Here is a 21,577-nt window from a genome sequence, read left to right as displayed (position 1 = left end):
TTATTTACGACCTTTGCGAGCTGGCTTTTTAGGCTGTGCCGCTGGTTCTTTTTCAGATTCAATCACTGCAGCCATACCACCGAGGATTTCACCTTTGAAGATCCACACTTTGATACCGATTACACCGTATGTAGTGTGTGCTTCAGCAGTGTTGTAATCGATGTCCGCACGTAAAGTATGTAGAGGCACACGACCTTCACGATACCATTCTGAACGTGCGATTTCTGCACCACCTAAACGACCGCTAACTTCAACTTTGATACCTTTAGCACCTAAACGCATTGCGTTCTGTACTGCTTTTTTCATCGCACGACGGAACATTACACGGCGTTCAAGTTGAGAAGCGATGCTATCCGCAACTAATTTTGCATCAAGCTCAGGTTTTTTCACTTCAGCAATGTTGATTTGTGCTGGAACGCCTGCGATTTTCGCAACTGCGTTACGTAATTTCTCAACATCTTCGCCTTTTTTACCGATAACGATACCAGGACGAGCTGTGTGAATAGTTACACGAATGCTTTTTGCTGGACGCTCGATAGTGATACGAGATACAGAAGCGTTCGCTAACTCTTTGTTTAAAAATTGACGTACTTTGAAATCGCCTTCTAAATTATCAGCGAAATCTTGTGTATTCGCAAACCAAGTAGAGCTCCAAGGCTTAACAATACCTAGGCGAATACCATGTGGATGGACTTTTTGACCCATTTTCTGTTATTCCTCTACTTAATTAACGATCCGATACTACCACAGTGATGTGGCTAGTACGTTTTAAAATACGATCTGCACGACCTTTAGCACGTGGCATTACACGTTTCATGCTTGGACCTTCATCAACGAAGATTTTAGCAACTTTAAGATCATCGACATCTGCACCGTCATTGTGCTCTGCGTTTGCAATAGCTGATTCTAATACTTTCTTAACAAGCGCTGCTGCTTTTTTGTTAGTGAAAGTTAAGATTTCTAGTGCTTGCGCAACTTTTTTACCGCGAATTAAATCAGCAACTAAGCGAGCTTTTTGGGCAGAAGTACGAGCGTAACGATGTTTAGCAATAGTTTCCATCTTTTACCTCTTATTTCTTAGCTTTCTTATCTGCGGCGTGACCGCGGTATGTACGAGTCGGTGCAAATTCACCTAATTTATGACCGATCATTTCGTCGGAAACATAAACTGGAACGTGCTGACGACCATTATGGACTGCGATGGTCAAACCAATCATTGATGGAATGATCATTGAACGACGGGACCAAGTTTTGATTGGTTTTTTATCCCCGCTTTCCACCGCCTTCTCTACCTTCTTCAACAAGTGTAGGTCAAGGAAAGGACCTTTCTTGAGGGAACGTGGCATTGGTGTTTACCTTTTAGTTAATGAATTAAATTATTTGCCACGACGACGTACGATGAATTTATCAGTACGTTTGTTGTGACGAGTTTTCTTACCTTTGGTTTGAACGCCCCAAGGAGTAACAGGGTGTTTACCGAAGTTACGACCTTCACCACCACCGTGTGGGTGGTCTACTGGGTTCATCGCAGTACCACGAACTGTTGGACGAATACCTCTCCAACGGTTTGCACCTGCTTTACCAAGAACGCGAAGCATATGTTCTGAGTTACCTACTTCACCGATAGTTGCAGTACACTCAGCTAATACTTTACGCATTTCGCCTGAACGAAGACGTAAAGTTACATAGTTACCTTCACGGGCAATAATTTGAACGTAAGCACCTGCTGAACGTGCGATTTGACCACCTTTACCAGGTTTCAATTCTACGTTGTGTACAGTTGTACCAACAGGAATATTACGCATTGGTAATGCGTTACCTACTTTAATTGGCGCTGAAGCACCCGCTTGAATTTGATCACCAGCAGTTAAACCTTTTGGTGCTAAAATGTAGCGGCGTTCACCATCTTTATAAAGTACTAATGCGATATTCGCAGAACGGTTTGGATCGTATTCTAAACGCTCAACAACACCTGGAATGTCTAATTTATTACGTTTGAAATCAATTAAACGGTAGTGCTGTTTGTGACCGCCACCAATGTGACGAGTTGTGATACGACCTAAGTTGTTACGACCGCCAGTTTTAGATTTAGTATCTAAAAGCGCTGCAAAAGGTTTACCTTTATGTAGCTCAGCGTTTACAACTTTAACTACGTGACGACGACCAGCGGAGGTCGGCTTACATTTAACGATAGCCATTTATTTTATCTCCTCTGATTACTCTGCCGCACCTTCAACGAAGTCAAGTGATTGACCTTCTTGAAGAGTTACATAAGCTTTTTTCCAGTCACTACGACGACCAACTTTCACACCACGGCGTTTAGTTTTACCTTTAACAACCACAGTACGAACAGAATCAACTTTCACTTCAAAAAGTTGTTCAACTGCGTTAGCAATTTCAACTTTGTTTGCATCTAATGCAACTTTAAATACGATAGTGTTGCCTTTTTCTGCGTTGTTTGTCGCTTTTTCAGAGATATGCGGTGCTTTAAGCACTTTTAGCAAACGTTCTTCTTGCATCATGCGAACATCTCCTCAATTTGTTTAACTGCATCAACAGTGATAACCACTTTATCAAAAGCGATTAAGCTTACTGGATCGATACCTTGAACATCACGAACGTCCACTTTGTGTAAGTTACGTGCAGCTAAATATAAGTTATCGTTCACTTCTGCAGTGATGATAAGCGCGTCTGTTAACGCCATATCTTTTAATTTTTGAACGAGAGCTTTAGTTTTTGGTGCATCTACTTCAAATTTTTCAACTACCACTAAACGTTCTTGACGAACAAGCTCTGAAAGAATGCTTTTAATTGCACCACGGTACATCTTCTTGTTCACTTTTTGGCTGTGATCTTGTGGTTTTGCTGCGAAAGTTACACCACCAGAACGCCAGATTGGTGATTTGATATCACCTGAACGAGCACGACCTGTACCTTTTTGACGCCAAGGTTTTTTACCTGAACCAGACACTTCTGCACGAGTTTTTTGCGCACGAGATCCTTGACGAGCACCTGCTGCATAAGCAACAACTACTTGGTGGATTAATGCTTCATTAAACTCACGTCCGAAGGTAGTTTCAGAAACAGTTAGTGCGTTTGCACCTACAACTTGTAATTCCATCTCTATCTCCTAGACTTATGCTTTAACTGCTGGTTTAACGATAACATCACTATTAGTTGCACCTGGTACAGAACCTTTAACTAATAATAATTTACGCTCAGCATCTACACGAACCACTTCAAGTGATTGAACGGTTACACGCTCAGCACCTAAGTGACCTGCCATTTTTTTACCTTTAAACACACGACCTGGAGTTTGGTTTTGACCAATAGAACCAAGTACACGGTGTGATAAAGAGTTACCGTGAGTAGCATCTTGGGTACGGAAGTTCCAACGTTTAACACCACCTTGGAAACCTTTACCTTTAGAAGTACCAGTAACATCTACTTTTTTAACATCTGCAAAGATGTCAACATTGATTTCCTGACCTAAAGTGAACTCTTCACCTTCAGTACGGAATTCCCATAAACCGCGACCAGCTTCAACACCTGCTTTCACGAAATGACCTGCTTCTGGCTTAGTTACACGACTTGCTTTTTTAGAGCCAGTAGTAACTTGAACTGCAGAATAGCCATCGTTTTCAAGGGTTTTCACTTGAGTCACACGGTTGGCTTCGATTTCGATAACGGTAACTGGTACAGAAACACCGTCTTCATTGAAGATACGGGTCATACCAACTTTACGACCGACTAAACCAATCATTGTAATAACCTCTTAATTAACCTAGGCTGATCTGCACGTCAACGCCGGCAGCCAAATCTAAACGCATTAATGCATCAACAGTTTTTTCTGTTGGCTCTACGATATCTACTAAACGTTTGTGAGTACGAATTTCGTATTGGTCACGTGCGTCTTTGTTTACGTGTGGAGAAATCAACACGGTGAAACGCTCTTTACGAGTTGGTAAAGGAATTGGACCACGAACTTGTGCACCAGTACGTTTAGCTGTTTCTACGATCTCCGCAGTAGATTGATCAATTAAACGATGATCAAAAGCTTTTAAGCGGATACGGATTCTTTGGTTCTGCATTAGACCAGAGCTCCATTAACAAAAATTAGCTAATAAAAAACCAAACCACCACTAATTCTTTTGAAATTAGGGGGCTCAGCCATACCTTGTTATAGCTCCCAAATCGGGAACATTTTACAGCTGCCAAATCGGCAGCCCACTTAGTAAATGATTACACTAAGCGACTCTTACATATCGTAAAAGCGCAGGGATTCTACCTTAATCACGTACATATTGCAAGCAAATTTAGCAAAAAAGATGAATGCTCATATCAATAGCAAGCGGTAAAATTGGCAGAAAAATTTGCAAACTTACCGCTAATTTGGCTTCTAAGCATTTGAATACTCTGTTTTCTCTTCCAACCAGCGTTTAATTAGCAAATCTGCCAATAATAAATTACTGCTAATAATCTGCCGTGCGTAGTTTTGCACGAGCGGGATCATTTTTCGGTCACGCATCAAATCCGCCACCTTAAACTCCGCCATACCGGTCTGTTTAGTGCCAAGGATCTCTCCTGTGCCTCGAATTTCTAAATCTTTTTCCGCTATATAGAAACCATCTTGACTATCTCTCATCACTTGCAAACGCTTAGACGAAATTTTACCCAGCGGTGGTTTGTAGAGCAAAACACAATGCGATGCCGTTGCTCCCCGTCCCACTCGCCCACGTAACTGGTGAAGTTGTGCTAAACCTAAACGCTCGGAATTTTCAATAATCATCAAGCTGGCATTTGGCACATCTACGCCAACTTCAATCACAGTAGTGGCAACCAGCAAATCAATATTTGCCGCCTTAAATTCCGCCATAATTGCTTGTTTTTCTTGCGGTTTCATTCGTCCATGCACTAAGCCAATACGCAAATCAGGTAAGGCTCGTTGCAAATCTTCGGCAATAGCTGCCGCTGCTTGTGCTTCTAACACCTCGCTTTCATCAATTAAAGTACAAACCCAATAGGCTTGTCGTCCTTCATTTTTACAGGCTTGATAAACGCGTTGCACAATCTCATGACGGCGATCTTCTGAAATCGCTACCGTTTTAATTGGGGTTCGTCCTGGAGGTAATTCATCAATAATTGACGTATCTAGATCAGCATACACTGTCATCGCCAATGTTCTTGGAATTGGCGTTGCGGTCATAATTAACTGATGGGGATACACATTTTCTTTCGCCCCTTTTTCTCGCAAAGTGAGCCGTTGATGTACACCAAAGCGGTGTTGCTCATCAATAATGACTAATGCTAAATCATGAAATTCTACGCTTTCTTGGAACAAAGCGTGTGTACCAATAATCATCTGCACATCACCGTTTTTAATAGCTTCAAGCTGTGCGACTCTTGCTTTTCCTTTTACTTTGCCAGCCAACCAGCCAACCTCTATCCCAAACGGCTGTAGCCAATTTGCAAAGTTATTCGCATGCTGTTCAGCAAGAATTTCGGTAGGTGCCATTAGTGCAACTTGTTTCGCATTATCTATTGCCAACAATGCAGCCAAAGCTGCCACTAAGGTTTTTCCTGACCCGACATCGCCTTGTACTAAACGCATCATGGGGTGTGGTTGTGCAAGATCTCGTTCAATATCCGCTGTGACTCGGCTTTGAGCATTGGTCGGCTGAAAAGGCAAACCAGCAAGAAATCTGCTTTTGATATCTGTTTGATAACGCAATACCTGCGCTACTTGCCGTTGAGCCCCCATACGCACTTTCTGCATCGCCAAATTATGTGCCAGCAACTCTTCAAAAATCAGCCGCTTTTGCGCAGGATGTTCGCCATTTTCTAACTGTTCAAGTGAAATAGACGGTGGCGGACGGTGCAACAATTTCAATGCCTCTTTCAGGCTATATTGGTGCGGGTTGAACTCATCGGGTAGCAGCTCAGCGACTTGAACCTTATCCAATAACGCAAGTGCTTGATCGGTCAGTTTACGCAAAGAGGCTTGTTTTAGCCCTTCAGTAGTGGAATAAATTGGCGTTAATGTTTCAGCCAGCACCAGCGGTTGGTTATCTCGGATAATTTGGTATTCTGGGTGGTGAATTTCCGCCATATAGCGCCCACGCTTAATCTCACCAAACGCTTTTACCCGTGCGCCTTGGTGCAGGCTGTTTTTCATTCCAGCATTGAAGTTAAAGAATTTGAGCGTAATCTTACTTGTGCCATCAGAGAGTGTGGTCGATAAAATTGGACGTTTGCCGAACTGTACCTCTGTCAGCTGTACTACGCCCTCAATAGTCGCGTAACTATCGGGACGTAGATCAATCATTGGCGTAATCCGTGTGCGATCTTCATAACGATACGGTAAATGAAACAGCAGATCCTGTACATTATTGATACCGATTTTAGTCAGTTTTGCCGAGACTGCAGCCCCCACACCAGAAAGTGCGGTGAGCGGTACACCATCTAACAATTGTTGGGCCATTTTGCAAAAAATTTGGAAATAAAGACCGCTTGATTGTACAAAAAAGGGAGAAAGCTTGCACTTTTAATTTAGCGCAATCTAGGGTGTGTTGATGTTTAGCGATAACAACACGCCATTTGAAACATCAACATCCCTAGTAAGAGAATAGTTTTCTATTTGTTTTTGATAAGGCGTACTGCCAAAATAAATAGGACAACGCAGCCTACTACAATAGGAGCAATAGTGAGGCTTTTCACTGACCAATAATAGTGTATTGCCGCTGCCGCCAGTGCGATATAGCTCCATTGATGTAAACTAAACCAGCGTTTGCCTAATTTCTGTTTTAAGCTGGGTAACGAGGTTATCGCCATCATGGCTAAAATCAAAAACGCCACCGAACCTAAAATCAGATAAGGGCGTTTGATTAGCTCTTGTCCAAATAAACGTACATCCAGTGCGAGTTCCAACCATAAAAATGCACTTACATGGAGCACCGCGTAGCTAAATACCCAAAGCCCTAATGCGCGGCGCAAAATCTGATACTGGTTAAGCTGACGCCATTGCAAAAAAATGCCAAGTAAAAACATTGCGCAGAAAATAACAATAGCGTTGTAGCCTAAGAAATGAATCAGTTCTTTACTAGGATCAGCACCAAAAGCGCTTTCATCGCCAGAAACCAGCACCCAAGTCAGCCACATTAACGGCAAGCTACAACCAAGGTGAATAAGTGTTCGAAATAATCCTAACATTAGAAATTTACTCTCAAATCCAAATCTTTATAAAGATGAGCAACCTCTTTTTCATAGCCATTAAACATTAAGGTTGGCTGGCGTTTTACTGATAACAAGCCTCCACTACCAATAACCCGCTCAGAGGCTTGTGACCAACGAGGATGATCAACTTCTGGATTCACATTAGCGTAAAACCCATACTCATGTGGGGCAAGGCTTTCCCATGTAGTGGTTGGGCGCGTTTCTGAAAAGGTAATTTTGACAATCGATTTAATGCTTTTAAAACCATATTTCCATGGCACAACCAAGCGAATCGGCGCACCATTTTGTGGGGGGAGGCTCTTGCCATATAAGCCGACAGCAAGCAATGAAAGAGAGTTTAACGCTTCATCCAGACGCAATGCTTCCACATATGGATACTCAATACCACCACCAAATAAGCGATTTTTTTGTCCTGGCATTTGTTTTGGATCATAAAGCGTATGGAATACCACATATTTTGCTTTTGTAGTTGGTTTGGCTCTTTCAACTAAACGCGCAAGTTCAAAACCAACCCAAGGAATGACCATCGACCACGCCTCAACACAACGAAAACGGTAAATCTTCTCACTTAACGGAAAAGTGCTAAATAGTTCCGCGTAATTGAGTGTAAACGGATTTTCGACCTCACCACCAATTTCTACGTACCATGGCTCAAGTTTTAGATCTTGTGCAAATTTTGCGGGTGCACTTTTCTCTGTACCAAATTCATAAAAATTATTATAACCAGTGACCTTATTTTCAGGCGTGAGCATCAACTGGGTTTCATTTGCTTTATGAAAATCCAGAGCTTTTTGTGTGCTTGCTAACGAAATATTTGGCAATAATGCTGCCGCAGAACCAATACCCAGCGCTTTAATAATTTGGCGGCGTTGACGGAATAGATGCTCAGGTGTGACATCAAAGCGAGTAAAGCTCATAAACTGTTCCCCTTTAAACTAAAACAGAGACATATTCTAATTAGACGACACCGTTTTCTTTTTCTCACAAAAAAAGTGCCGCTAAGGCACTTTTTTGTAAATTATTCTGCAATTTGCACCGCTTGTATTACCGCTGAAAGACTATTTATTTTTGCCAATAACATTTCTAAATGGCTTTGGCTAGTCGCCGTAATACGCAAGCGTAGCTGGTAGCCACCTTCAATCGGCTGGCTTTGAATATCGTTGATATTGCTATTTAAGGTGGAAATGGTCGTAATAATTTCAGCTAAAATGCCTTGTTGATCGTGCAAATCCACTAAAATCACACTTTCAAATTCGGCTTGATTTACCACTGTGTTTGTCTGCATTTTGCCCCGTAATCGCTCTGCAACTGCTGAGCTCAACAGATGCCCTAAGCCAATTTGTGCAAGTAACTCATCAACAGTGTCAATTTTCAGTTCAACAAGTGCTGTTTCCAGTGCAAGCGGGTCAATATCTTCAAAATATTGCAAATTGAGCGCAAGCAGCAACTGGCGACGCCCAAGCGAAACCGCTTCGCCATATTGTTGGCGTTTAAGGATACTACGAATGCTAGAGCGAGCCTTAGCAGTCACCACAGAATTTAACCATAATGCATTAAGACGCACACTATCTGCCGTTTGAATTTCAATGGTTTGCCCAGATTGTAGCGGCTGAGAAAGTGGATATGGTTGATGATCAACAACAGCGCCAATACAGCGATCACCAATATCGGTATGCACCGCATAAGCAAAATCCACTGCTGTTGCATTGGCTGGTAACTGCACAATTCTGCCTTTTGGCGTGAAAACATAAATATCGCTGGAGAACAGATCTGATTTTACATTTTCGATAAATTCTGCTGAGTTTTCTGCACTCTGCTGCATTTCAACAATGCTTTTTAGCCATTGTTGTGCGCGTACTTGCACACTCGTTTCGTGATCTTTATACCCCCAGTGCGCAGCCACACCAAAACGTGCCGCTTGATCCATCTCTTCGGTGCGAATTAGCACATCAATCGGTACACCTTTATGCCCAATCATCGCTGTATGCAACGACTGGTAGCCATTCGTTTTCGGCACGGCAATATAGTCTTTTACTTGGAAGGGGCGTGGCTTATAGAGTGCGTGCATCTGCCCTAGCACTCGATAGCAAGTATCAACGTTATCCACTACCACTCGGAAAGAATAAATATCCAGAATAGAATAAAAATGCTGTTCTTTTGCCTGCATTTTTTGATAGAGATAGTATAGGGGGCGTTCTCTACCATAAATGCGACAAGCAATGCCTGCACTATTAAGCTTAGCTTGGATCTCATTAGAAATACGCTCAATTAACTCTTGTTTATTGCTACGCGCCATCTCTATCGCCATTTTCATGACACGATAGCGGTGTGGAAACATTGCCTCAAAACAGAGATCTTCCAATTCATTTTTAATATGTTCAATCCCTAAACGGTGAGCGAGTGGCGTGTAGATTTCAAGCGTCTCTTTCGCAATACGACGACGTTTATCTGGGCGAAGCGAACCCAGTGTACGCATATTATGTGTGCGGTCAGCAAGCTTAATTAGCACTACACGAATATCTTTGGTCATTGCCAAAATCATTTTACGAAAGTTTTCAACCTGTGCTTCTTGGCGAGTACGGAATTTTAATTTATCTAATTTAGATACCCCCTGTACAATCTCGGCCACATTAGTACCAAATTCAGCAGCGATTTGCTCTTCAGTATAAGGCGTATCTTCAATCACATCATGCAGCAATGCAGCCATTACCGCTTCATGATCAAGTTCCATCTCTGCAATAATGCAAGCAACGGCAACAGGATGCGTAATGTAGGGCTCACCGCTGGAACGAAATTGCCCAGTATGCCCATCTTTTGCCATCAAAAAAGCGCGTTTGATGATCTCAATCTTATCTTCCGGTAAATAGTGACGAATAACTCGTTCTAAAGGCTCAAACAATTCCATATCGCACCCCACGCATTTCAAGTTACCAAATAGAAATGGGCAAAGAATATCACTATTCCTTGCCCATTCTCAATAATCTATTGTATTAAGAGTTTGCTTGCACATCTGCCAAGAAAGAAATGGCTTCTTTCTCAGCAACCTCTTGTTGCATTGCTTCAAAGTTCTCTTGCTGATCCATAATTTGGTTATTGATTAAACCTTCTTCAATTTCACGTAACGCAATCACTGTTGGTTTATCATCTTCTTCTGCCACTAATGGCTCACGGGTATGAAGTTGTAATTGTCTTGCACGACGTGCCGCAGTTAAAATTAAATCAAAACGGTTGCCGATTTTCTCTACTGCATCTTGTACGGTTACACGAGCCATTTATATTCTCCGAATATTGCAAAAATTCAAACTTAAAAAAGGTTGCGAATTATACAGAATTTGCCAAAAGCTGGCAATGGGGAAGCCAAATTTCAGGTATAAAAAAAGCACCTCGTGGTGCTATCTTTAAGATCTTGCGGAATTAAAATGGTGCCCGAGGCCAGACTTGAACTGGCACGCCCCGAAAGGCGAGGGATTTTAAATCCCTTGCGTCTACCGATTCCGCCACTCGGGCAAAATGGAGCGGGAAACGAGGCTCGAACTCGCGACCCCGACCTTGGCAAGGTCGTGCTCTACCAACTGAGCTATTCCCGCATTGTTATCGCTTAGCAGCGAAAACAGGTGCGTATTATATAGATGACATTTTGCTTGTCAAACAGATTTTTTTATTTTTATTTCAAGCGGTTAAAATCTGCTCTAAGGCCTGCCAAACTTGCGAAACTTGAATATTTTGCATACGGTTTGCCTGCAAGTAATGCTGATTTTTACCATAAGCCCCTATTAATTTCGGGTTTGTTGCGCCGTATAAAATAATATTTGGGGTATCTAAAGCAGCCGCTAAATGGCTCAAACCTGTATCCACCGACACCACAGCTTTAGCATTTGCCAATTCTGCTGCTAATTCGGTTAAACTCATTTTCGGTAACACTCGGATATGCTCACCCTGTGCCGCTAACCGCTCAGCACGCGCTTTCTCCCGCTCGTTACCCCAAGGCAGACGCACTTCAAGATGATGCTGATCGCATAAAGCAAATAATTCCGTCCAATAATCTTCCCCCCAATGCTTATCATCACGAGTTGTGGCATGAACAGCAATAATATAAGGCAAACAAGCGGTCTTTTTTTCTCTATTTTTTACAAAATGACATGCGATACCATAATCGCCTATTTCTTGCGTTAATTGATAACCTAGTGCACGGGCAAAAAGCTGGCGAATTCGCTCTACTGCATGTTGCTGATAAGGAATATTAAAAGTCTGATCGTAAAATAGACTGCTTAAGCCTTCTCGAGCTGAACGGCAGTCATAGCCATATTTTTTGCCTTGAGCAAGACGAGTAGCCAATAGTGCACTTTTGAGCAGCCCTTGTGCATCAATAATGGTATCATACTGCGCTGCTTTCAAAGCAGCTTTATAAGCTTGCCACTCCTGCCACGTTTTTGCTTGGCAAAGATTTTTCCGCCAACGGCGAATTTCAAGTGGAATAACACGATTTACCGCACTATGCCAATTTGGAATTTCACTAAATGCTTTCTCAACCACCCAATCCACTTGCAAATTAGGTATTGCTCGTTGTGCATCGGTTAATGCGGGCAATGTATGAATTACATCGCCCATTGATGAGGTTTTAATTACACAAACTTTCATTTTGCATTTTTTTCTAAAAAAAGACCCGCTTGTGCGGGTCGAGATTATTCCATTTCAGTGGTATTCTCATCTTTCGGCACATAAAAACGTGCAACAAGTACTCCCACCTCAAATAGCAAGACCATTGGAATCGCAAGCAACGTTTGCGAAAAAATATCTGGTGGGGTTAGGAACATACCGATCACAAAGGCAGCCACAATAATGTATGGGCGTTTCGCCGTTAGATCAGTTGGAGTGGTTACCCCTGACCAACAAAGTAAAATAATCGCAACAGGTACTTCAAAACAGATGCCAAAGGCTAAGAAAATAGTCAGCACAAAATCTAAATAACTGCTGATATCCGTTGCCATCATCACACCATCAGGGGCGGTACTCGTTAAAAAACCAAAGACGAGCGGAAATACCACATAGTAAGCAAAGGCAACACCAATATAGAACAATAAAGTACTTGAAATGAGCAGTGGATAGACTAAGCGCTTCTCTTGCTTATAAAGCGCAGGCGCAACAAACGCCCAGATTTGGTACAAAATATAAGGAACGGATAAAAATACCGAAGCAATCAAGGTTAATTTGATTGGGGTAAAAAATGGGGTTGCAACATTGGTTGCAATCATCGTTGCCCCTTCAGGCAAACGCTCAGTTAAAGGGCTTGCGAGTAATGAATAGATGTCATTCGCCCAATAAACGAGTAAAACAAAAACAATCAAAACGCAAATAACCGCTTTAAGTAAGCGGTTACGCAATTCGACTAAATGGGAAATAAGCGGTTGGGATTCTTCAACTGACATTCGATTTTTCCTGCTCTAGTGTCGGATTTTCAGCCGTATCTAATGGCTCATCTGGTGGATAATACGCATGCAAACTTTCGGTATCCATATCGGGATGCTCTTCACCCTCGTGCAATTCTGCCAACTCGACTAATTCTTCAGGTGTTTTACCCTCAGCTTGGTGCAATTCAGCAACTTGTTCACTTGATAGTGTTTGATGCTCCTGCTCAATGCGATTTTGAATATCCGCCACTTGCTGATCACTTAAGCCTTGAATTTCACCTTTGGCAGAATTGAGCGTTTCCTGCATTTTTTGTGCCGACTGTTTTAGCTCTTCCACCGTTTTGCTCAACTCTGGAGAAAGATTGCTAATATTCAATGCCTCTGCTTTTTTAATGCTCTCTTGCAACTCTTGCAGTTTAAGCTCTTGAGCAAGTTCAGTTTGGACATTATGTGCCAAACCACGAATAGTACGTACCCACCCCATTACGGTGCGGATTGCCACTGGCATACGTTGGGGACCTAGCACCACTAAGCCCACCAAAAAAATTAGCACTAATTCAGAGAAACCAATATCAAACACGGATTATGCCTGCTCTTTATCTTTTGCGGTTTGTTCTACTTTTTCTGCGGCTTTTTGTTCCACTTTTTCAAATTCAGCATCTTTTGGCTTATCATCATTCATCGCTTTTTTAAAGCCTTTTACCGACTCACCTAAATCTGCACCTAAAGTACGCAATTTCTTAGTACCAAATAATAAAACAATGATTGCAACCACGATCAGAAGCTGCCAAATACTGATACCACCCATGTAATGTCCTCTTAAGTTAAAAATAAAAAGTTAAATGCGATTATACGCACTTTGTTATTGAATTTGCATAGAATTTTTTGATCTATTTCGCAAAATACATAATTATTCCACTGTTTACCAATCTTCTATTCATTTTACACTTTATCTTTAAATACGGTAATAAAGCTCAACAATGCTGCTTTCTGCTGTTCAGAGAGTTTATAAATCAGCTCAATTAACATCTCATCAAGGGGAGAATAGTTTGGCTCATCATCAGAAATACCATATCTTAACCATTCTGGTTTAACTGATAACCATTCAGAAAGAGTCTCTATCTTATCTTGAGAGGGAATAGCCAACCCATTTAGCCATTTATATACCGCCTGCTGAGTCACGGGCTCATTCGGGTGCCGAAGATTGAAACGCAATGCAATATCACTGGTTTTAGTTAGCATTGGTTGTGCGTTTCTCAACGCAAATTTCAGCCGCTCGCTGAATTTTTCTTTGTCTGTCAGTATTTTCATAAGGCAAATTATTAGCCTGATGAAAAATTTTCTGTAAACCATATTAGTTTTATATTAAACTAATATGGTTTTAAATCAGTTTAATCTAGTTTAAAACATTCAGATCTTATCTTATTCAAAAAGGAACCCATTATGAAAAAATCAATTTTTACACTTTTGGTCTCTGTGGTAGCTTTAACAGGTTGTGCTGAATTGCAAGGAATTGGGAAAAGTGCTAAGGACGGAGCGGTTATGCGTGCTCAAATGGAAGCAAGTATGAAAGCATCAGAAGCTGTTGGTAAAGTCACTGGTTCTAAATACTAATTATTCAAAGGCAATCTAATGATTGCCTTTTTCTTAGATAGGAAAATGCAATGAAAAAATTTTACGTAACACTTCTAATATCAGGAATAGTAACCGCTTGTGCACCATTAGATAAACAAAAGCAATTATTGGAAGTACAAATTCCTATTTTAAAATATGGTGAGCCTGAAAAAGCGACATCAAGTAATGTTCCACAAGGGAGCAAGATTTTTATCGTTTATGCTCAAGAAAATCGTTCAAATAATCACGTTTCGGTAACATCTCGAGTAGTTGTGAATAATGGTAGTGTTTACATTGGCTCTAGCTGCCAAGGCTGTTCTAAATCTCACTTAACTTATCAAGCATTTCAAGGCGATGTTGAAAGAAAAATGATAGAAAATGGTTTTAAACCAACCTTTGCCAATTTAATCAACAATGACAAACTCTATATGGATAGCCGCATAATGCTTGACAGAGTGACTTCTCTTGGCAAATCTGTTAATGCTCCATACACGCTATTGATTAGAGATGCTTATATCGGTTATGGAAATAGTATCGCTTATGCGAAAGCAGCTGGTTGTGATAGCTATGCGAGAGTTTACCCATTGGTTGCAAATATAGATGCAATTTTACTCAATAATAGTACAGGGGAAGTTCTCACATCATTTACTTACAAAATGACAAATATTGAGAATTCTTATAATAGTAATCCAGCTACACTCTATAATTATTCAAAATACAAATATTACGATTATGTAGAACGTCGTGGTTTCAATTTGCCCACAACAGACTGGCCTAGTTGTCGCTATGGTGTGAAACATAGCAATGCTCAATATGATAATTTATGCTGGAGTCATACAGGAAATGGCTGTGCAATCCCTGATAATACATTTAGAGCTTATCGTTCTAAAATCGTCACGGAACTCATCAAAAGTTTATAATGATAAAAAGGCGGATACTGCTCCGCCCTATTATCATAATCTCATCAATAAAACCAACTCAATCAACAATAACGGCACCCCCACCCACAGCGGTATATTCGCCAACTGCCAAAACGTTCCTGCTATTGCTATGCCTAGCACCACAAATTTTGCAAAATTTCCCTGTGTTTTACCCGCTTGTAAGCTTTGGTTTATTTCAGACAAACGAAAATTAATCTGCTTTTGTTGCTGTAGTGCTTGAAATACTACTTCAGGAAATTCGGCAAAATGCTCACGGAATTGGGGTAAGCGTTGTTTCACTTGGCGGAACATTGCTTTTACGCCAACTTGTTCATCAAGCCACTCTTGTAAGAATGGCTTGGCGGTTGCCCACAAATCTAGCTGTGGATAAAGCTGTCTGCCTAAGCCTTCGATATAGAGCAGGGTTTTCTGCAATAGCACGAGTTGCGGTTGCACTTCCATATTAAATTGACGAGCTACATTAAACAAATTGAGCAAGAAATGTCCGAACGAAATTTCCGCCAACGGCTTAGCAAAGATCGGCTCACATACTTCACGGAAGGCTTGCTCAAAAGCATCAATATCGGTATCCGCTGGCGTCCAGCCCGACTCAACGTGCATCAAGGCTACTCGACGATAATCCCGATTGAAAAAAGCTAAGAAACTCTCAGCAAGATAGCGTTTATCATTGTTATTCAGCTGCCCAATGATGCCACAATCAATCCCAATATATTGCGGATTTTCAGGGTGATTAGGATTGACAAAGATATTTCCCGGGTGCATATCCGCATGGAAAAAACTATCTCGAAAGACTTGGGTAAAAAATACCTGTACACCACGTTCGGCAAGCAGCTGCATATTCGTGCCATTAGCTTCTAGCTCGGCAACATTGGAAACTGGAATGCCGTAAATCCGTTCCTGCACAATCACATTCTTGTGAGCAAATTCAGGATACATTAACGGCACATAAAGTTTCTCATCCTGCTCAAAATTAGCACGCAAACGAATCGCATTTTGCATCTCTTTTCGCAGATCAAGTTCATCTAACACCGTTTTTTCATATTCACGCACTACTTCTCTCGCTCGTAGGCGTTTGCCTTCTGGTGCAAGCTTCGGCACCAAATCCGCAAGCTGATACATTAACGCTAGGTCGGCTTTAATCATGGGCTCAATATCGGGGCGAATGACTTTCAACACCACTTCTTGTCCATTTTTTTTGAGCTTAGCGGTATGCACTTGTGCAATAGAAGCGGAGGCAAGCGCTTGCTCATCAAAATCTGTAAACCACTGTTCAAGGCTGCCTCCTAGGGCTTGCTCAATCAGTTGGCGAGCTATTTTGCCATCAAATGGTTCAACTTTATCTTGTAGCAGTGCTAGTTGATCAGCAAGTTCTGGTTCGAAGAGATCTCGGCGGGTAGAAAGCATCTGCCCAAGTTTAATCCAAACCGGCCCGAGCTCTTGTAAAGCAAGACGTAAACGTGCGCCAAATTGCTCATTGGGATATTGGTTTTTCACCCAAAATAACGATCGACGAATAGCCCGAACCATACGCGTTTTAGGAATGTCTGGGACAATTTCATCGATTCCATAACGTAGAAAGGTTTGAGTGATTTGGTAAAAGCGTTTGAGATTTTTGATATTCATTATTTTGATAAATTTGCCATTTTTTGCTCTAATTCGACCGCTTGTTTTGCTAATTCTCGTACTTGATCGCAAAAATCAACAACTTGCAAACGATGGACTAAAACTGGGCGCTCCACCATCAAGTTATCCACAATATTTGCGCTGTTCGTTTGAATTTGAGTTTTCAATTTAGCCAATAACCCTTTGGCAAAATCTGTGCTGGCTTGAGCCACCACATCACCGAGCAAAGGCGAAAGCAACTCAGCAGGATTTTTTTCTAAACCATCAAGCAGTACAGTAAAATGTTGCAATACCTGCAAATCGCCGTGTAGCACTAAAGTTTGATTGTTAATGAGTTCCGTTAAACGGCTTTTATCCGCAAGTTTTGGTAGCGCATTGGCAGCAAGATTCACTTGGCAGTCTATCTCACCTTCATAACAGCCAAGCCAATCTATACGTTGCTCACTAAAAAATGCAAAGAGCGTTAAATCTGGCTGTTTCAGGCAAATTTGCAGGTTTTTCCCTGCTAATTTGCGTAAGATCGGCAAAATATGCGGAGAGCGTTTTATTAAGCCATTTAATGCGGTTTCTAGCCCAGCAATGGCAAATTGTGGCAGCATAAGCTGTTGCTTGAGTTGATGTAACATTAGAATTTATATCCACGATGTAAAGCCACAATCCCTGCACTCAAATTGTAATAGCTCACACTTTCAAAGCCAGCATTTTCCATCATTGCTTTGAGTTCGTCCTGTTTAGGGTGCATTCGGATAGATTCGGCAAGATAGCGATAGCTGTCGCCATCATTGACCACCACTTCGCCCACTTTGGGCAAAATGTTAAATGAATAGAAGTTATAGACTTGGCTAATCGGGTCAATAATTGGCTTAGAAAATTCCAACACCAGCAAACGACCACCGGGTTTTAATACACGGAACATTGAACGTAGTGCTTTATCTTTATCAGTCACATTACGCAGCCCAAAACTAATTACAATGCAGTCGAATGTGTTATCGGCAAACGGTAAACATTCTGCATTCGCTTGCACATAACTCACATTTCCTACCACGCCAAGATTACGCAATTTTTCACGCCCAACTTGCAACATAGAGCTATTAATATCCGCCAATACCACTTCGCCTGTTTCGCCCACAATGCGAGAGAATTTTGCAGTAAAATCGCCTGTGCCACCTGCTAGATCAAGCACTTTTTGCCCGCGGCGCACACCCGAGCAGTCAATCGTAAAGCGTTTCCAAATACGGTGGATACCAAAAGAGAGCAGGTCGTTCATTAAATCATATTTACCTGCCACAGAATGGAAAACATTGGCAACCAGTTGCTGCTTTTCTGCTTTGGCAACGGTTTTAAAGCCAAAATGGGTGGTTTCTTTTTGTTCGCTCATGGTTAGATTCCGTCAAAAAAATTGTGCGTATCATAGCAAAAAGCGGTCAATTTGCCTTAAAATTTTGCAACTATTTGAAATCGTTTTTGGAAGTATAATGAAAACCGCTATTCTCTATTTAACCCGTGATGGGCAAACGAAAAAAATTGCTGAACGTATGGCATCGCAAATTCCTGACTGCCAGCTAATTTCTCTGCGTGATCAAGCGGTCGTTTCTGCAACAAATTTTGCTAATTTCGACCAGATTATTATTGGTGCATCTATCCGCTATGGACATTTTGACCCTTTACTGGAAAAATTTATTGCTCAGCATTATGCTTTGCTCAATACGAAAAAATCAGCATTTTTCAGCGTAAATCTCACCGCACGTAAAGCAAATCGCAACACCCCACAAACGAATGTTTATACTCGAAAACTGCTGGCTCGTATTGCTTGGCAACCTAGTTTGGTGGAAGTGTTTGCCGGTGCGTTATTTTATCCTCGCTATAATTGGTTTGATCGTACGATGATTCGCTTTATTATGCGAATTACCAAGGGTGATACCGATATTTCGCGAGAATATGAATATACGGATTGGCAAAAAGTAGATCTCTTTGTTAAGCGTTTCGTAAATTAAGTTAAATTTGCTATACAAATGTCACGATTAAATTATAATCAGGACTCTTTTTCTCGGTAGGGCTGGCATTTCAGCCCTATTTTTTGTTTCATTTTAAGGATATTTCCATGAGTATTTTAAAAGAGTTCCGCGAGTTTGCGGTAAAAGGCAATGTTGTTGATATGGCTGTCGGTGTGATCATTGGTGGTGCATTCGGTAAAATCGTTTCGTCTTTAGTTAGCGATGTTGTTATGCCACCAATCGGTATGTTAATCGGTGGCGTAGATTTCAAAGATTTAGCCATTGTGTTACAAGAAGCACAAGGCGAAGCAGAAGCTGTTACCTTAAAATACGGTGCATTTATTCAAAATATTTTTGATTTCTTAATCATCGCCATTGCAGTATTTGGTATGGTAAAAGCAATTAACAGCTTGAAAAAAGCACCAGAGCCAGAACCAGAAAAACCAGCTGAGCCAAGCGCTGAAGAGAAATTATTAACTGAAATTCGTGATTTATTGAAAAAATAATGCTGAATAAAAGAAGGCATAAGTTTAAAATCTTATGCCTTTTCTTTTGCAAAATCTTAGCGAAAACCGACTGCTTGCAAACTATAACAGCAAAGCGGCGCCCCATTTGATAATATCAAAGAAAAATTTGTTATCATTGGTCGCAACCCCATCGCCATTTTTGCTGTCGTTTGGGATATCATCCACCATTCCACTCTTATATTGCCCTTTTACAACTGCCAAATCATCTTTTGCATTGAGCCTTAATGTAGCACATTGTTTATCCGTAAGCTTAGGAATTGATTCAGGGTTCTGTTTAAATCGCTTAAATTGATATTGTGCATAACCCATTGATTTTTCATCATTTTGAATAAATTTCACATACTGCTCACCAATCACTCTTTCTAGCGGGTAGAAAAACACATATTGCGAATAAATATAAGCATCTTCCTTAGAAAAATGAGCCTGTTGGATACGAGTTAAATTGGGGTAAACACATTGAGCAGTTTGTTCACTTAATACAACCCAACGGCGGGCATCATCATCAGATAATACATAATCTGCATTTGCAAATTCACCAGGAAAAGCAACACTATGTTGGGTTGGCGATTGCAAAATACTGCATCCGACCTCAACGATAGTCAAACTTATTAACAATACTTTCTTTAACATCATTTAATCTCAATTATTCCAATCTAAGTTGCTGTAAAAAGCGCTTAGTCCGCTCATGCTGCGGGTTCTCAAACAGTGATTTAGCTGAGCCTTGTTCCACAATTTTGCCGCCATCCATCACAATCACAATATCAGCTACATCTAGTGCAAATTTTATTTCGTGAGTAACCACAACCATTGTCCAACCTTCATTTGCCAGTGATTTCATTGTATTCAACACATCTTGCACTAACTCGGGATCAAGCGCTGAAGTTGGTTCATCAAACAGCATTAATTCTGGCTGAATTGCCAATGCACGTGCAATCCCTACTCGCTGTTGCTGACCACCTGAAAGCTGAAATGGGTAGAGATCGACTTTATCCGCTAATCCCACTTTAGCCAGCAATGCTTTTGCATTTTTTTGTGCGATTTCGACCGCTTGCTGCTGTACAAAAACAGGGCCTTCCATCACATTCTCTAATGCTGTTTTATGCGGAAATAAATTGTAATTTTGAAACACCATGCCTGATTTTCGGCGCAAATTTAAAATAGTCTTTTTGCTTGGTTTTGCAGAAAAATCTACCATTAACGGCTCAGCCCCTTCAAATTCAATGGAGCCCTGTTCAGGCATTTCTAACGCATTTAAACAGCGTAGAAATGTTGTTTTACCAGAGCCTGAAGGCCCAAGAATCACAACAACTTGCCCTTTTTGAATATCTAAATCAATCCCTTGTAAAATGGCGTTATCACCGAAGGTTTTGTGAATATTGCGGATTTTTATCATAACAATTACTTTATTGTAAGGTGCTGCTTACACCACTATTTATGACCAGAGACACAGCAAATTGCCTCTGACTGTTTATTTCGCGACATATCTGTCAAAGCGTTTTTCTAATCTGGCTTGAATGAAGAATAACACCCAGCAAAAGCACCAGTAAATCAAACCAGCCTCAATATAAACGGGCAAGAAATCGTACGACATATTCGCCACTTGCTGTGCGACACGAAACATTTCCGTCACTGTCACAACCGAGGCTAACGAGGTATCTTTAAATAAACCGATAAACGTATTACTCAGTGGTGGCACTGCGACACGAAATGCTTGCGGTGCAATAATACGGCGGAAAGTCTGGATATAGCTCATGCCAATAGTATAACCCGCCTCCCACTGCCCTTTTGGCACAGAAAGAATAGCGGCTCGAATCGTTTCTGAACCGTAGGCTCCGATATTCAAAGAAAACCCGATAATTGCGGCAGGTATAGGATCGATATACACGCCAACCGCAGGTAGGCCGTAAAATACGATACAAATTTGTACCAACATCGGCGTGCCACGAATAATCGAAATATAGCCTTTGACAAACCAAAGAAAAATACGATGTAGCCAGCTATTTACTGGTGTCACTCGCACCAGCGCAACAGCAACCGCTATCACCATTCCGATAACAAAAGAAGCAATGGCTAACGGAATAGAAACCAAAAATGCCGCTTTAACCATTGGAAAAAAGCCATTTATCACCAAATCGACACGCGCTTGAGTCATAAAAGGAATAGAAAGTAATAGATCGTTTAACACGAATAATCCTTAAAAATGAAGGAGGCTTTGCCTCCTAGATAAATTTAGCTAA

The 21,577-nt window shown here is 41.2% G+C and carries 28 protein-coding genes and 2 tRNA genes; 4 read left to right on the top strand and 26 right to left on the bottom strand.

All coding sequences use genetic code 11. From position 1 onward, the window contains the following. From rpsC to F542_RS00715, 20 genes are all read right to left on the bottom strand, one after another. The gene (rpsC, locus tag F542_RS00810) at nt 1-705 is read right to left on the bottom strand and encodes a 30S ribosomal protein S3 (RefSeq protein WP_015433499.1); all 705 of its coding nucleotides are present in this window, start codon (nt 703-705) and stop codon (nt 1-3) included. Nucleotides 706-727: 22 nt separating this feature from the next. After that, nucleotides 728-1,060, bottom strand: a complete 333-nt coding sequence (gene rplV / locus F542_RS00805; protein WP_005599292.1) for a 50S ribosomal protein L22 — start codon at nt 1,058-1,060, stop codon at nt 728-730. A 10-nt stretch (nt 1,061-1,070) separates the two neighbouring features. Then, the gene (gene rpsS / locus F542_RS00800) at nt 1,071-1,346 is read right to left on the bottom strand and encodes a 30S ribosomal protein S19 (RefSeq protein WP_005539416.1); all 276 of its coding nucleotides are present in this window, start codon (nt 1,344-1,346) and stop codon (nt 1,071-1,073) included. Between the two features lie 30 nt (nt 1,347-1,376). Next, nucleotides 1,377-2,198 (bottom strand): 50S ribosomal protein L2, encoded by an 822-nt coding sequence (gene rplB / locus F542_RS00795; protein ID WP_006249360.1) that lies wholly within the window; start codon nt 2,196-2,198, stop codon nt 1,377-1,379. Nucleotides 2,199-2,216: 18 nt separating this feature from the next. Then, entirely contained in the window at nt 2,217-2,519 is a 303-nt protein-coding gene (gene rplW / locus F542_RS00790; protein ID WP_172635305.1) for a 50S ribosomal protein L23, read from the bottom strand. Continuing rightward, nucleotides 2,519-3,121: a 50S ribosomal protein L4 gene (rplD, locus tag F542_RS00785; protein WP_015433501.1), complete on the bottom strand. Its 603-nt coding sequence runs from the start codon at nt 3,119-3,121 to the stop codon at nt 2,519-2,521. Before rplD ends, rplW begins: the two co-directional genes overlap by 1 nt. A 15-nt stretch (nt 3,122-3,136) precedes the next feature. Continuing rightward, the gene (gene rplC / locus F542_RS00780) at nt 3,137-3,763 is read right to left on the bottom strand and encodes a 50S ribosomal protein L3 (protein WP_015433502.1); all 627 of its coding nucleotides are present in this window, start codon (nt 3,761-3,763) and stop codon (nt 3,137-3,139) included. 16 nt (nt 3,764-3,779) lie between these two features. Next, complete coding sequence (rpsJ, locus tag F542_RS00775) at nt 3,780-4,091, bottom strand: 30S ribosomal protein S10 (RefSeq protein ID WP_001181005.1); 312 nt, start codon at nt 4,089-4,091, stop codon at nt 3,780-3,782. Nucleotides 4,092-4,399: 308 nt separating this feature from the next. Beyond that, a complete protein-coding gene (gene recG, locus F542_RS00770) occupies nt 4,400-6,481 on the bottom strand; it encodes an ATP-dependent DNA helicase RecG (protein WP_015433503.1) in 2,082 nt (693 codons plus the stop codon). Between the two features lie 152 nt (nt 6,482-6,633). After that, nucleotides 6,634-7,209: a protein-methionine-sulfoxide reductase heme-binding subunit MsrQ gene (locus F542_RS00765; protein ID WP_015433504.1), complete on the bottom strand. Its 576-nt coding sequence runs from the start codon at nt 7,207-7,209 to the stop codon at nt 6,634-6,636. Then, a complete protein-coding gene (msrP, locus tag F542_RS00760) occupies nt 7,209-8,150 on the bottom strand; it encodes a protein-methionine-sulfoxide reductase catalytic subunit MsrP (RefSeq protein ID WP_015433505.1) in 942 nt (313 codons plus the stop codon). The genes F542_RS00765 and msrP overlap by 1 nt, the downstream gene beginning before the upstream one ends. Before the next feature lie 101 nt (nt 8,151-8,251). After that, a complete protein-coding gene (locus F542_RS00755; RefSeq protein WP_015433506.1) occupies nt 8,252-10,138 on the bottom strand; it encodes a RelA/SpoT family protein in 1,887 nt (628 codons plus the stop codon). Nucleotides 10,139-10,223: 85 nt separating this feature from the next. Next, a complete protein-coding gene (rpoZ, locus tag F542_RS00750) occupies nt 10,224-10,505 on the bottom strand; it encodes a DNA-directed RNA polymerase subunit omega (protein ID WP_015433507.1) in 282 nt (93 codons plus the stop codon). A 148-nt stretch (nt 10,506-10,653) separates the two neighbouring features. After that, a tRNA-Leu gene (locus F542_RS00745) sits at nt 10,654-10,740 on the bottom strand. 4 nt (nt 10,741-10,744) lie between these two features. Beyond that, nucleotides 10,745-10,820: transfer RNA gene (locus F542_RS00740), tRNA-Gly, on the bottom strand. Between the two features lie 82 nt (nt 10,821-10,902). Beyond that, complete coding sequence (gene rfaC, locus F542_RS00735) at nt 10,903-11,871, bottom strand: lipopolysaccharide heptosyltransferase RfaC (RefSeq protein ID WP_015433508.1); 969 nt, start codon at nt 11,869-11,871, stop codon at nt 10,903-10,905. 44 nt (nt 11,872-11,915) lie between these two features. Beyond that, a complete protein-coding gene (tatC, locus tag F542_RS00730; protein ID WP_015433509.1) occupies nt 11,916-12,659 on the bottom strand; it encodes a twin-arginine translocase subunit TatC in 744 nt (247 codons plus the stop codon). Then, nucleotides 12,649-13,221 (bottom strand): Sec-independent protein translocase protein TatB, encoded by a 573-nt coding sequence (gene tatB / locus F542_RS00725; protein WP_015433510.1) that lies wholly within the window; start codon nt 13,219-13,221, stop codon nt 12,649-12,651. The genes tatC and tatB overlap by 11 nt, the downstream gene beginning before the upstream one ends. 3 nt (nt 13,222-13,224) lie before the next feature. After that, nucleotides 13,225-13,449: a Sec-independent protein translocase subunit TatA gene (gene tatA, locus F542_RS00720; RefSeq protein ID WP_015433511.1), complete on the bottom strand. Its 225-nt coding sequence runs from the start codon at nt 13,447-13,449 to the stop codon at nt 13,225-13,227. Nucleotides 13,450-13,583: 134 nt separating this feature from the next. Further along, complete coding sequence (locus tag F542_RS00715) at nt 13,584-13,952, bottom strand: helix-turn-helix domain-containing protein (protein WP_015433512.1); 369 nt, start codon at nt 13,950-13,952, stop codon at nt 13,584-13,586. A 132-nt stretch (nt 13,953-14,084) separates the two neighbouring features. On the opposite strand from F542_RS00715, the gene F542_RS11035 reads away from it, so the two are divergent. Together F542_RS11035 and F542_RS00710 are read left to right on the top strand one after the other, a co-directional pair. Continuing rightward, nucleotides 14,085-14,255 (top strand): hypothetical protein, encoded by a 171-nt coding sequence (locus F542_RS11035; RefSeq protein WP_015433513.1) that lies wholly within the window; start codon nt 14,085-14,087, stop codon nt 14,253-14,255. A 50-nt stretch (nt 14,256-14,305) separates the two neighbouring features. Next, complete coding sequence (locus F542_RS00710) at nt 14,306-15,175, top strand: hypothetical protein (RefSeq protein ID WP_015433514.1); 870 nt, start codon at nt 14,306-14,308, stop codon at nt 15,173-15,175. Between the two features lie 33 nt (nt 15,176-15,208). On the opposite strand, the gene ubiB is transcribed toward F542_RS00710, so the two are convergent. From ubiB to ubiE, 3 genes are read right to left on the bottom strand one after another with little or no spacing between them, the layout of a single operon-like run. Beyond that, nucleotides 15,209-16,819, bottom strand: a complete 1,611-nt coding sequence (gene ubiB / locus F542_RS00705; protein ID WP_015433515.1) for a ubiquinone biosynthesis regulatory protein kinase UbiB — start codon at nt 16,817-16,819, stop codon at nt 15,209-15,211. Continuing rightward, nucleotides 16,819-17,445, bottom strand: a complete 627-nt coding sequence (locus F542_RS00700; protein WP_015433516.1) for a ubiquinone biosynthesis accessory factor UbiJ — start codon at nt 17,443-17,445, stop codon at nt 16,819-16,821. The genes ubiB and F542_RS00700 overlap by 1 nt, the downstream gene beginning before the upstream one ends. Beyond that, the gene (gene ubiE, locus F542_RS00695; RefSeq protein WP_015433517.1) at nt 17,445-18,197 is read right to left on the bottom strand and encodes a bifunctional demethylmenaquinone methyltransferase/2-methoxy-6-polyprenyl-1,4-benzoquinol methylase UbiE; all 753 of its coding nucleotides are present in this window, start codon (nt 18,195-18,197) and stop codon (nt 17,445-17,447) included. Before ubiE ends, F542_RS00700 begins: the two co-directional genes overlap by 1 nt. A gap of 97 nt (nt 18,198-18,294) precedes the next feature. Between ubiE and hemG the strand changes: the two genes are divergently transcribed. Continuing rightward, nucleotides 18,295-18,813 carry a menaquinone-dependent protoporphyrinogen IX dehydrogenase gene (hemG, locus tag F542_RS00690; protein WP_015433518.1) on the top strand — a complete coding sequence of 173 codons (519 nt, stop codon included), beginning with the start codon at nt 18,295-18,297 and terminating at the stop codon, nt 18,811-18,813. A 107-nt stretch (nt 18,814-18,920) separates the two neighbouring features. Further along, a complete protein-coding gene (gene mscL / locus F542_RS00685) occupies nt 18,921-19,319 on the top strand; it encodes a large-conductance mechanosensitive channel protein MscL (RefSeq protein WP_015433519.1) in 399 nt (132 codons plus the stop codon). 81 nt (nt 19,320-19,400) lie between these two features. On the opposite strand, the gene F542_RS00680 is transcribed toward mscL, so the two are convergent. From F542_RS00680 to F542_RS00670, 3 genes are all read right to left on the bottom strand, one after another. After that, entirely contained in the window at nt 19,401-19,970 is a 570-nt protein-coding gene (locus F542_RS00680; protein WP_025266696.1) for a DUF5358 domain-containing protein, read from the bottom strand. 13 nt (nt 19,971-19,983) lie between these two features. After that, nucleotides 19,984-20,733 (bottom strand): amino acid ABC transporter ATP-binding protein, encoded by a 750-nt coding sequence (locus F542_RS00675; protein ID WP_015433521.1) that lies wholly within the window; start codon nt 20,731-20,733, stop codon nt 19,984-19,986. Nucleotides 20,734-20,808: 75 nt separating this feature from the next. After that, entirely contained in the window at nt 20,809-21,525 is a 717-nt protein-coding gene (locus F542_RS00670; protein ID WP_015433522.1) for an amino acid ABC transporter permease, read from the bottom strand. Nucleotides 21,526-21,577: the final 52 nt, after the last annotated feature.

The sequence above is a fragment of the Bibersteinia trehalosi USDA-ARS-USMARC-188 genome (assembly GCF_000521725.1).
Lineage (GTDB): Bacteria > Pseudomonadota > Gammaproteobacteria > Enterobacterales > Pasteurellaceae > Bibersteinia > Bibersteinia trehalosi.
This window is presented reverse-complemented; position numbering and strand designations above follow the sequence as displayed.